This window comes from Gardnerella sp. DNF01159, assembly GCF_049244215.1.
Lineage (GTDB): Bacteria > Actinomycetota > Actinomycetes > Actinomycetales > Bifidobacteriaceae > Bifidobacterium > Bifidobacterium swidsinskii.
This window is the reverse complement of record NZ_CP058387.1, coordinates 177,462-189,846: the sequence shown is the minus strand read 5'-3', so window position 1 is coordinate 189,846 and position 12,385 is coordinate 177,462. Positions and strand designations below refer to the sequence as shown.

The 12,385-nt window shown below is 44.1% G+C and carries 7 protein-coding genes and 1 rRNA gene; all 8 read right to left on the bottom strand.

The features are described from left to right. Positions 1–36: 36 nt before the first annotated feature. Positions 37–1,563: ribosomal RNA gene (locus HXT39_RS00750) — 16S ribosomal RNA — on the bottom strand. A 191-nt stretch (positions 1,564–1,754) separates the two neighbouring features. Beyond that, positions 1,755–1,901 (bottom strand): hypothetical protein, encoded by a 147-nt coding sequence (locus HXT39_RS00745; protein WP_162720529.1) that lies wholly within the window; start codon positions 1,899–1,901, stop codon positions 1,755–1,757. 142 nt (positions 1,902–2,043) lie between these two features. Then, positions 2,044–2,859 carry an HD domain-containing protein gene (locus HXT39_RS00740; RefSeq protein ID WP_004107986.1) on the bottom strand — a complete coding sequence of 272 codons (816 nt, stop codon included), beginning with the start codon at positions 2,857–2,859 and terminating at the stop codon, positions 2,044–2,046. Between the two features lie 23 nt (positions 2,860–2,882). Continuing rightward, positions 2,883–5,516: a KUP/HAK/KT family potassium transporter gene (locus HXT39_RS00735; protein ID WP_033888418.1), complete on the bottom strand. Its 2,634-nt coding sequence runs from the start codon at positions 5,514–5,516 to the stop codon at positions 2,883–2,885. A 160-nt stretch (positions 5,517–5,676) separates the two neighbouring features. Continuing rightward, entirely contained in the window at positions 5,677–6,657 is a 981-nt protein-coding gene (locus tag HXT39_RS00730; protein WP_103014054.1) for a TatD family hydrolase, read from the bottom strand. Positions 6,658–6,711: 54 nt separating this feature from the next. Next, on the bottom strand, positions 6,712–8,508 hold the full coding sequence (locus HXT39_RS00725) for an ABC transporter ATP-binding protein (protein WP_004107992.1): 1,797 nt from the start codon (positions 8,506–8,508) through the stop codon (positions 6,712–6,714). 2 nt (positions 8,509–8,510) lie between these two features. Next, positions 8,511–10,325 (bottom strand): ABC transporter ATP-binding protein, encoded by a 1,815-nt coding sequence (locus HXT39_RS00720; RefSeq protein ID WP_103014053.1) that lies wholly within the window; start codon positions 10,323–10,325, stop codon positions 8,511–8,513. A gap of 179 nt (positions 10,326–10,504) precedes the next feature. Next, a complete protein-coding gene (locus HXT39_RS00715; protein WP_199172891.1) occupies positions 10,505–12,247 on the bottom strand; it encodes an ABC transporter family substrate-binding protein in 1,743 nt (580 codons plus the stop codon). Between the last annotated feature and the right edge of the window lie 138 nt (positions 12,248–12,385).

Here is a 12,385-nt window from a genome sequence, read left to right as displayed (position 1 = left end):
CCACACTCAAACCGAGCGTGCACAAAAACTCCGTAGAAAGGAGGTGATCCAGCCGCACCTTCCGGTACGGCTACCTTGTTACGACTTAGTCCCAATCACGAGCCTCACCTTAGACGGCTCCATCCCAAAAGGGTTAGGCCACCGGCTTCGGGTGCTGCCCACTTTCATGACTTGACGGGCGGTGTGTACAAGGCCCGGGAACGCATTCACCGCGACGTTGCTGATTCGCGATTACTAGCGACTCCGCCTTCACGTAGTCGAGTTGCAGACTACGATCCGAACTGAGACCGGTTTTAAGGGATCCGCTCCATGTCACCATGTCGCATCCCGTTGTACCGGCCATTGTAGCATGCGTGAAGCCCTGGACGTAAGGGGCATGATGATCTGACGTCATCCCCACCTTCCTCCGAGTTAACCCCGGCGGTCCCCCGTGAGTTCCCGGCATAACCCGCTGGCAACACAGGGCGAGGGTTGCGCTCGTTGCGGGACTTAACCCAACATCTCACGACACGAGCTGACGACGACCATGCACCACCTGTGAACCTGCCCCGAAGGGAAACCACATCTCTGCAGTCGACAGGCACATGTCAAGCCCAGGTAAGGTTCTTCGCGTTGCATCGAATTAATCCGCATGCTCCGCCGCTTGTGCGGGCCCCCGTCAATTTCTTTGAGTTTTAGCCTTGCGGCCGTACTCCCCAGGCGGGACGCTTAACGCGTTAGCTCCGACACGGAACCCGTGGAATGGGCCCCACATCCAGCGTCCACCGTTTACGGCGTGGACTACCAGGGTATCTAATCCTGTTCGCTCCCCACGCTTTCGCTTCTCAGCGTCAGTAACAGCCCAGAGACCTGCCTTCGCCATTGGTGTTCTTCCCGATATCTACACATTCCACCGTTACACCGGGAATTCCAGTCTCCCCTACTGCACTCTAGCCCGCCCGTACCCGGCGCAGACCCACCGTTAAGCGATGGGCTTTCACACCAGACGCGACGAACCGCCTACAAGCTCTTTACGCCCAATAATTCCGGATAACGCTTGCGCCCTACGTATTACCGCGGCTGCTGGCACGTAGTTAGCCGGCGCTTATTCGAAAGGTACACTCACCCGAAAGCTTGCTCCCAATCAAAAGCGGTTTACAACCCGAAGGCCTTCATCCCGCACGCGGCGTCGCTGCGTCAGGGTTTCCCCCATTGCGCAATATTCCCCACTGCTGCCTCCCGTAGGAGTCTGGGCCGTATCTCAGTCCCAATGTGGCCGTCCGCCCTCTCAGGCCGGCTACCCGTCGAAGCCTAGGTGGGCCATTACCCCGCCTACAAGCTGATAGGACGCGACCCCATCCCATGCCACTAAACACTTTCCCAACAAGACATGCGTCAAGTTGGAGCATCCAGCATTACCACCCGTTTCCAAGAGCTATTCTGGAGCATGGGGCAGGTTGGTCACGCATTACTCACCCGTTCGCCACTCTCACCAACCAGCAAGCTGGTCAGATCCCGTTCGACTTGCATGTGTTAAGCACGCCGCCAGCGTTCATCCTGAGCCAGAATCGAACCCTCCACGAAAAACTTCAATGAAGAGCCAACAAAAGGCTCCAATATTAAAAAGAAAAAGACGAGACATTCTTTAAGGAAAGAACATCCCAACAAAAACCTCACCACCATTTAACCATCTCTCAGGCACCCTGCAATCTGCAAGGCAGGCAATGAACTGGCAATAATTAACTAATAAGTAGTACAGACACGCTCTTGAGTTCTCAAACCACCACCACACCAGCCGGCCCATCAACCTCAACCGAGGAGAACCAGCCGCGCTGAGCAGCAAGAGATAAACTTACACCAACCCACGCTAAAACGCAAACCCACCAAAAACAAACACCCCAAAACCATTGAAAACAAGCCAAAACACCGGCGTGTCGAAAACCACGAAAAAACACCAAAAAAGCATGCTATCTGATATTGAATCTATAAAAACTTTTTAAAAAATAATAGATTTCTTAAAAAATACACAAAATAGGATAAAAATACGCAAAAAATCAATAACGCTCACGCATCAACACGCATATTAAAGATTTCTGCCAGACCTGCAATATCTGGCTCACCATATTTCGCAACCAATTGCATCCAACGATTAGCGTTGTCTTCACCAAATCGCGCAGCCTTGCGACGATAAGAATCGACTGTCAAAAAACGAGGAGGTATCGATTTGCTGTTATATTTATCCGCAACCATAACAATTTCTTGCTCAACTGTTTGCGGAATATAGTCTTCAGCAGGAAGAGACAAATTTTGCGCAATAACTTGCTCTCGAGTTAAGCCAACTCCAGTATGATTGCGCGCAAATTGCGCAGCATCCTCACTAAAACCATTATCAATTAAATATTTATATCCACGCAAACCATGCAAAATATAATTCGGTCCATCAAAGCGTAATATGCCACCAGCGTTGCTACTGCCATCACTTTCAAGCACAAAATACGTGCCAATATCGTGCAACAATCCACCTATTAAAGCTGCGTATTCATCAATATACTGTTTTGGAGCTAAGCCACCACTAAGCGCAGGTAATATTGCATAACTATCTCCGACAAGCTCCTGAAGGCAATTTTTTGCTATTTCAGCACGCTTACGCAAAGTTTCACTCATTTGAGCAGCACGATTTTCAGCGGACAAAAGCATATTGCAATGATGAGCAATTTGCCAAGCAATTGTTGAGATTACAACACAATGACCGTGAATAAGCTCATAAGCAGCAGAAGATGGTGCAGTTGCACTATGCAATTTCTCTACTTCACCAAAATCAGGTAAATCAGCGAGTTTTATCGAGTTGCAATTAAGTATACTTTCTGCACCATTTTCCATTTTAAGGCTCTTCCTTAAGATTCTTACTTAAGATTATTTTTTGCACTCTTTTCAGTTGCTGCACTCTTTTCAGATTTCACACTATTCGCATCATTGGCACGAGCAGCATCCTCCACAGCCTGCACAACAGCATGCGTTACATTCGCTGCATCGATATTTGCTCCATCTTTATTAGGCTTCTTCACGCTAACTTTTTTTGTCTCTTTAATTGGAACTGGGCTAATTTTCCCAGTATTGGCAAGTTTTTCGTTAGCAAACATCACATTAGCAGCAGCAATATCTCGTGCGTTCATAACAGCAGTCTGCTCAGCATCAGTAGGTCTGATATCTTTCACAACGTGAATATTAGTTTCAAGCGCTGAGGCACCTTGCAAAGATTGAACTGCTCGCTGAGAACAGTCTTCACGCTTCAAACGCGGAGGTCTGCGAGTAGAAATAAACAACGGCTGCACTTCAACAACCGGATTGTAAGGAGCCAAACCAAACCATTTAACAGGCGTACCAGCAACATGTCTAATTGCATATTTCATCTTTAAAGATAACGCTCCACGCACAGAAATATTAGATTCCGGCATCAACGCTTTGTGCAACAGAACATATCGAATTGGTCCAATATCTGGATCTGCATCAACCTTCGGATACACGGATTTTTGCTGAGGAAGTTCGCCCGTGTGCGACAAGTCATGCATAATTTGGTGAAGATACGCTGGTATAGAAGGCGACACTTTAAATCCGAGTTTAATTTTTACGCGGAATAAGTAGTCCGTACCGAAATTCTCTACACAATACTCACGAGTAAACGGAGCGTCATCTGTTTCTACAGAAACAGCCCACCAAGCTCTAGCACGCTTCGGATGGTCGGCAAAAATAGAGAAGAAGATTCCAGTATCGAGACGCTTCATTTCACAATCGGAAGTCAAATACACAATATTGTCAGCGAAATACGGAATACGGAAATCTCCGTGCAACTTATCTAGCACAGGTAGGAAATCTTTCGGTTTCATGTGCAAACGTTGCGAACGCTCAATTTTAGTTCCATCTTTCCAAGTGACCATAATGATCAAAATTGAAACACCGAGCAGCATAGTAAACCAGCCACCGTGCATGAATTTCGCCATGGAAGCCACAAAGAACATCATCTCAATCATGAGGAATACGATTGCAAATATGAAGGCACCAAATCGCTTCTTCTGATACCACATGTGCACTGTAAGCAAAATAGTCGTAGCAAGCATAGTTAGAGTTAAAGCTAAACCGTATGCGCCAGAGATATGTTCAGAATCGCGGAATACTGCAAGAACCGTAATAGTGGCAACACACAGCACAACATTCACAACTGGAATATACAGCTGTCCACGAGTTCTAGCAGGATATCGCACTTGCAAATGTGGCATCCAATTTAGGCTTGTTGCCTCAGAAACCATTGTGTATGCGCCTGTAATCAGCGCTTGAGAAGCAATAATGCCAGCAGTAACCGAAAGAATAACGGCAACATATCGCACATTCGGTTCAAGCATTTGGAAGAACGGGTTCAAACCTTCTATTGACCATAATGCTTTATCGTTTTGATTTTTCAACATCCAAGCGCCTTGCCCAAAGTAATTCAGCAGCAAAGCAATTTTAATAAACGGCCAGGTTGCGTACACATTGCCTCTACCAACATGACCCATATCAGAATATAACGCTTCAGCACCGGTAGTAGAAAGGAAGATCACACCCATAACCGCTAATCCCTGCACATTATGCGTGCTAAACAGGAATTTTATGCCATAAATCGGGTTAAGTGCTTCAAAAATAGTCCAATCTTGGCCAATGTTCATGACACCAACCAGCGCAAGGAAAGCAAACCAAAGCATCACAACAATGCCAAATACTTTGCCAATTCGCTCGGTTCCGCGTTGCTGTACAGAGAAAAGTATGACGATTATAATAACCGTAATCATCATCGACAAATTCTCATTTTCTAAGAATATTGGCTTAAACACTGCAATAGTGCGCAAACCTTCAACTGCTGAAGAGATGGAAACTGCAGGAGTCAGCACAGAATCTGCCAAAAACGCGGCTCCACCAATCATTGCCGGTATTGCAAGCCACGCGCCTTTTTTACGTAGAAGCGAATATAAAGCAAAAATGCCGCCTTCGCCTTTGTTGTCTGTTCTCATTGCAACAAATACGTATTTTACGGTTGTAATTAATGTGATTGACCAGAACAGTAGCGAAAGCATTCCGTAGATAGTCGCGCGATTTATGTTTTGTAAGCCGCCTTGACCTGCTAAAAATGTTTGCGCAGTATAAAGCGGAGAAGTACCAATATCGCCATAGACAACGCCAAGAGCAACAATTGCCATTCCCAATGTAAAACGATCGGAACTGGTTTGCAATTTTGCCCACCATCTACCTAACGGACCTCGTACTGCACTAGCAACAAGCTTTTCTGCTTCTTTTACCTCTTGCGCTTGCTGCTGAGCTATTACTTTGCGCTCTTCGCGTGTTGTCGTTTTTTTTGACACCTGAGGAGCCTTAGTAAACGAGGCAGCTCGCAATATAGCATCCTTAGTACCTTTTAAGGATTTAGTGCTTTTCTCGGAATCTTTCGCGCCGTTGCGAGGATCCTTTGTACTATCGTTTGATGGTACAGTAGTGCGTGACTTAGTCATGCTTAATTGTTCCTCCATATATGATCTTCTTGATGCCAACAAGAAGTCGCATAAACCTCACACCTCACAGTTTTATTTCCGTACTTGGATATTGTATACAACAATAGTGCATCGCGCAAAAAATATTAAAAAATCCTTGAAAATTAAGGATTTTATATTCCTAAAATTCGTAAATTTTTCGCGTATTTTCGCGTGTAACTTTCGCTGCTTGCAATAACGATATATTTAGAACTTCAGAAAGTGTTTCTAGCGTATAAGGAACCATATAAGGCGCGTTTGGCCGTCCACGATACGGCATTGGCGTTAAATAAGGCGCATCCGTTTCAACAGTTATATGGTCTTTGCCAATAATTCGCGCAGATTCGCGTAATTCATCATTGCCTTTGTAACTTATAGTTCCAGAAAAACTTGCGTACCAACCGTGCTCTTTCAATATTTCGGCTAAATCCACACCACCAGCATAACTGTGAAATACTGTTCGCTCAGGAGCGCCATCTTTTAGTAAGACTTTTACTACGTCTTCGTGAGCGTCACGATCGTGAATTTGCAAAGGCAAGTTTAATTCTTTTGCGAGCGCAATGTGGTCGCGGAAAGCCTCTATTTGTGCTTCTCGCGCAGGCTCTCCCGTACGAAAGTAGTCTAAACCGGTTTCACCTATTGCCACTACTTCTTTTGGATGAGCAATTACTAGCGAGCGCAAATGTTGCATAGCTTCGTCAAATGGAATATCGTGATACGGCTTGTAAACTATTGGCAATCCGTCAGGACCTTTAGCTCCTTTGTGACCGTGTAATACTGCTTCGTTTGGGTGTATTGCTATTGCTGCGCGAACTGAATTTTCATGCGTTTGAGCAAACTTAATCGTCGGCTCCCAATCTGGATATTCACATCCGACTTCTAGCATGTGCGAAACGCCTGATGATTTTGCTTGAGCAACTAAGTCGTCTACAGTAGGTTCCGCTATTACATCGCGGCCTTTTTCTGCTAATTCTTGATTTAGATTATGCGCAAAATCCACAACGCTAAGCATGTGCGTATGATCGTCTGCAATTGTTATTCCTTCTTGTAGCAGATTTTCCCATACTGCAGATTGCGTTGCTAAAGCCGGCGCCCAATTATATTCGCGATGATGTTTACTCATATTTTTAAGTCTACTCGCAAACTCAACTGTCAATTTTTATTGAATGATAAGTATTTATAAAACTGCTTTGCGAATTGCATCATATTGCGATTTTACAAGACGATAATACGCTCCTCTTGCCTCCATAAGCTCGTTATGAGTGCCTTTTTCAACAATTTCTCCATGATCGATTACACAAATCAAATCCGCATTCTCAATCGTCGAAAGCCTATGCGCTATTACAAAAGATGTGCGATTTTTAAGTAATTGAGCTAATCCTGCTTGTAATGCTTCTTCTGTACGAGTATCAATATTACTTGTTGCCTCATCTAGAATAAGAATTCGCGGATTCGCAAGCAATACTCGCGCAAACGATATAAGCTGACGCTGACCTGCAGAAAGAGTGGCTCCGCGCTCTTCAATTTCAGTATCGTATCCGTTCGGTAATCCTTCAATAAATTCGTGAGCATGAACTGCACGCGCTGCAATCTCAATTTCTTCATCAGTGGCATCGAGCTTTCCATAACGGATGTTCTCGCGTACGGTTCCACTGAAAATAAAACTATCTTGCAACATTACGCCCATTTGTTTTCTAAGAGATGCGAGCGTTACTGAACGTACATCGTACCCGTCTATAGTAATCGAGCCTTCTGAAACGTCGTAGAATCTAGAAAGAAGACTTACGAGAGTTGTTTTTCCTGCACCAGTAGGTCCCACAAGAGCTACAGTAGTGCCAGGATTAACATGCAAATCAACCAAGTTTAATATTGGCCTTCCATCTTCTTCGTAACGGAAAACAACGTCGTTTACGTCTACTTTTCCTTCGATTTGAGGCAATTGAATAGCATCTGGCTTATCTACGATATTTGGCTTAATTCGTAGAGTTTCAAAAATTCGTTCCAAATAAACTGAGCACGTTACAAGTTGCGTATAGAAGTTTCCAATATTTACTACTGGATCCCAGAAAGTAGTCGAATACCAAACAAATGCTATAAGTGTTCCCGTGCTCACGTTCATTGCACCTAAGTTTGCTATGCCAGAGTAATACAAAAGCGCTATTGCTGCAGTCTCAATAATTGAAGCACCAGGCCAAAGTAACATTTGCACTCTAACGTTTCGCATCCAAGCACTTCTTACTTCTGCTTGTTGCTCTTGGAAAGTAGCGTATGCTGTAGCTTCTCGCGCAAAAGTTTGCGTTGTTTTTACTCCTGCGATTGATTCGTGCAAATACGCATTTAAATTACTTTGTTTATTTGATAATTTTTTAGACGCTTTTCTTTGCAAAATTTGTAAAGTTCGCGTCCAAATTATAAATATTGGGAATAGCGCTAAGCTCCACAAAGCCATTCGCCAATCTATAACAAACATTGTTATTAATGTAATAATAAGCACAAAAACGTCGGAAAATACGTTAATTAAACCAGACGAAAGCGTGTCAGAAAGCGTATTGATGTAGTTTACGATGCGAATCAGAATTTTCCCATGCGGACGCGAATCAAAATAATCAAAAGATAATGATTGAACATGCGTAAAAATATCGCGTCGCATGTCTTTGATTATCATCTGGCCGATGCGCGTAATTGCTAAAGTTCTGTACGCTAAACCAAGCTCATACAATATAATGAGCAGTGCGAATACGGCAATAATTGTATATAAATAATTGACGTTTTTCTGAGACAATACAACGTCGATTAGCGTTTTCGTAATCATTGGCATCGCTGTCATAATGATGCTGCCGCTAATAACTACCATAATTACGAATAGAAGTTTAGTAGCATACGGCTTCATATATTTTCTAACGCGCATAAGTTCGTGCACGTTTATGTGTTCTTCTTGACCTTCGTCTTCACGATAAGTATTACGTTGTGCCATTTCTACTCCCCCTTCGTTTCGAATCCTGCAGACCTGCCAGTTTTAAAGCCAAGTTGCTTTCTATAGATCTCCCAATACCTCCCGTGCGCTGCAACAAGCTGAGCATGCGTGCCGCGTTCAATAATTTTCCCGTGATCTAGCACAACAATCATGTCTGCATCTTTAACGGATGAGATTCTGTGCGCAATAGTGATTATTGTGCGCGTGCCATCAAGCTTTTTCAGCTCCTGCTGAATATGCTCTTCCGTTTCCATATCTACAGCAGAAGTTGTATCGTCCATAATCAAGATTGCAGGATTATTTGCCAACGCTCTAGCTAAGCTCAAACGCTGCTTTTGCCCACCAGAAAGACCTACCCCACGCTCGCCTACTACTGTTTCATAGCCTTCTGGCATATCCATAATAAAATCGTCTGCTGCAGCAATTGTTGCCATCGTGCGAATGGTATTATCTAATTCCTTACAATTTTCTTTAGTTTGAGGTAATCCAAAACTAATATTTCCTGCAATAGTGTCCGAAAATAGGAATGTTTCCTGCGCAACTATGCTAACTTGGTTACGAACAGTTTCTAACGGCCATTCGCGCACGTCTTTTCCGTCAATTAAAACACGACCACGCGTAGGATCATAGAATCTTGCTATAAGACTTACGAGAGTTGATTTGCCGGAACCAGTTTCACCAAGAATACCCAGTTTGCTTCCAGCAGGAACGTCTAAATCAATATCTTTTAAGATTGGAGAGTCTTGATCGTCTGGGAATGAAAAATCAACATGCTCAAAAGTAATTTTACCTCTAATTTTAACGGTTTCGTCCGCTTCTTTTGGATGTCTAATATGCGATTCTTGCGTAAGAAGTTTGCGAATATTCACGCATCCTGCGTTAAAACGCTGCCAATCATTAATAAGCCAGCCCACCATTCGTACAGGCATGTGTAGCATCCAAAGGAAGCTATTAAAAGTGACGAATGCACCTAAAGTCATGTTGCCATTCAAAACAAGCCATCCGCCGAAACCAACTGTTATAAGCTCAAGCACAAAACCCATGCCATCGAGCCAAGGCATGTATTTTTGAGTATTTTTTGCAAGCGTAATATTGCAATTAAAGTAGTCTTCGTTGCACTTATCGAATTTCTTAGTTTCGTAATCCTCACGCACGAAAGCTTTTACTACGCGATTCCCCTCGATATTTTCTTCCACCATTGAATTCATGCGCGCAAAGGATTCACGAATTGCAAGGAATTTCGGTCTAGCTTTTTTGCCCATAATTTTTGCGAGCAGAAACAAAAATGGCGTAATTGACATAAGTGCTAAAGCGAGCTTCCACTGAATTGAAAACATTATAACCAGCGCTAACACGAACATTACTACACAATCTAACGCCATATACGAAACCCAACTTAAAATATGACGAATCGCGTCAGTATCCGATGTCATACGACTCATAATGTCGCCTGTGCGCGTGTGATTAAAGTACGTAAAATCGAGAGAATGAAGCTTTTCGTACTCGTCGCTCACCAGGCGATACACGGCATTTTGACCAAACTTTTCCATTAAAAGCTGGTAAATATACCTTGAGCCAACGCGAACAATCATCATTGCTACCATCAAAACGCATACGCTTATAAGCAAATTATGCTGTTTGCCAATAATGATTTTGTCTACAATAAAGCCCGAAAGCAACGGCATTGTAATTGCCATCGTGTCATTGATAATAAATAGAAAAATAGCAAGCCAAACTTTCCACATGTCCGGCTTACAGTATTGCAATACCCAGCGCACGTTACTCGCATCTTTGCGTTTATTCGGATTGACGTACATGCGCCAGCTTCTCCTTTGTTTCCGATTTTGCTTTTTGAGACTTAATTTTAAATTTATACTATTTTCTCACATTAGCATACACAAAAAGATGTGGCGTGTAGCCAAAAGACTACACGCCACATGCTATAAGTTAAGCAATCAGCTTAGTAAACTTGCGCGAATTATCGCTACAAATTTACTTACTTCTGCCAGCCCATATCCTCTGGGTAGGTGCTTGCGTAACCAGCAGGGCCGTTGTTAGCAAAGCCCTTCTTGAACACCTGGTAAATAGGAGGAGCAGAAACTGGAAGAGTTCCGTAGAGTGCGAGAGCTGCAGACTCTGCCTTGTTTGCATAATCAGTCTGTTCCTTGTAATCGTAGGTCTTGCCAATCTTGTTGAGCATAGCATCAATCTTCTTATTGCCAACGAGACCGAGGTTGGAATCGCTATCAGACTTGTAAACCTGGCTTGCTGCAGACAAGAAGCTCAATGGAGATGTGGACTGCCATGCCAATGGAAGCACCTGGTACTCGTGCGAAGCAACAACCTCGGAGAACTTAGCAACAGCATGGTTCACAGTCTTGCACTTAATTCCAGCCTTCTTCATCATGGCCTGGAATGCGTTAGCAAGAGCTGCCTGAGTAGAATCATCGCCGAAGAAGGTGAAGGAAATCTCAAGAGTCTTGCCATTCTTGGCGTAGTAGCCATCCTTGCCCATCTTGTAACCAGCAGCTTCAAGGGTCTTCTTAGCGTTTTCGGTGTTGTACTTGCCGTCAGCAGGAAGATTGTTCTTGTAGCCAGCCTGGAACATGGAGAGAAGCTCAGAACCTGGCTGCTCGCTCTTCCAGTTCATGCCCTGGAACTGAATCTTGTTGTAGGTAGCAACGTCGAATGCCTGAACAACAGCCTTACGAACTGCAAGCTCGTTAAGTGGCTTGGACTTAGCGTTGAAGTTAAGCACGCGAACCTTGGTGCTGTAGCCGTAACGCAGCTGAGCACCCTTAACGCTACGAGCAGACTTGATTGCGTCCTTAGAAGAAATGGTATCGGTTACAGCATCGATTTCACCGTTCTGGAAAGCGTTCAAAGCTGCAGTATCTTCCATACGCTTTACAACAACCTTATTGAGCTTTGCCTTCTTACCCCACCACTTTGGATTGCGGGTGAAAACAACCTGATTTTCGGTTGCGGATTCAATCTGGAATGGACCTGCACCCCACTCGTTGTGAGGATTGTTTACCCAACCCTGGTTGAAGGTCTTAACGTCACCGGCCTTTGGATGAACCAGTGGAGCGAAAAGCATTTCCCATGTTGCGCATGGCTTCTCATAAGTCACTATAACCTGCTTTGGAGTGGAACCTTGTTCAACACTCTTGATGCAGTCATAGCCTTCAGTACTTGGGACGGAGTAATCCTTGTTCTTTCCGTTCAAAGCCTGCCAAGTAGCCTTAAATGCGGTGTAATCAATATCAGTGCCGTCATTCCACTTGGCCTTTGGGTTCAAGTTGTACTGAACAACGAGTGGCTTATCGCTAACCTTCTTGACGGAAGTGATGTAGTCAGGGTTGTACTTAAGCTTTTCACCCTTAACGGTGTCATAAGCCATAAGATTTGGCTGGTAGAAGCCCCACAAAGTATTCATGTAACCAGAGTTACCATCGTTGGAAGCGTAGTTCCAGTTTGGACCGAGAACAGGAAGAGCAACGGTGTAAGTGCCGCCGTCCTTAACGTTGTCACGTGACTGTGGATTATCGTAACGCTTGTTGACATCTGGCATTGGAAGTTCGCCAGTGTAAGAAGTGTCAACACCAGCAGCTGGCTCTTCAGTCATACCTGCTTTACCAGCATTGTTAGTAGCACCGCCGCAAGCGCCGAGCAGCATTGCAACAGAAAGTGCAGCTGCGGCAAATACAGTCAGTTTACCTGCATTTGTATTTTTCATGATTCCTCTCATTCCCCGGATGATGTCCGTCTTCCGGTATGTTGTATGAGTATATACAACTCTATGACATTCGACAAATCGTTTTCACAAAATATTGATTTTTTTCTTTTCAACTTTATGAAAATTAGGCAAAAAAGA

Bases quoted from the DNA above. Each gene is read 5' to 3' on its own strand.
- HXT39_RS00715 (WP_199172891.1), bottom strand. From the start codon at position 12,247: ATGAAAAATACAAATGCAGGTAAACTGACTGTATTTGCCGCAGCTGCA.
- HXT39_RS00740 (WP_004107986.1), bottom strand. From the start codon at position 2,859: ATGGAAAATGGTGCAGAAAGTATACTTAATTGCAACTCGATAAAACTC.
- HXT39_RS00735 (WP_033888418.1), bottom strand. From the start codon at position 5,516: ATGACTAAGTCACGCACTACTGTACCATCAAACGATAGTACAAAGGAT.
- HXT39_RS00725 (WP_004107992.1), bottom strand. From the start codon at position 8,508: ATGGCACAACGTAATACTTATCGTGAAGACGAAGGTCAAGAAGAACAC.
- HXT39_RS00720 (WP_103014053.1), bottom strand. From the start codon at position 10,325: ATGTACGTCAATCCGAATAAACGCAAAGATGCGAGTAACGTGCGCTGG.
- HXT39_RS00730 (WP_103014054.1), bottom strand. From the start codon at position 6,657: ATGAGTAAACATCATCGCGAATATAATTGGGCGCCGGCTTTAGCAACG.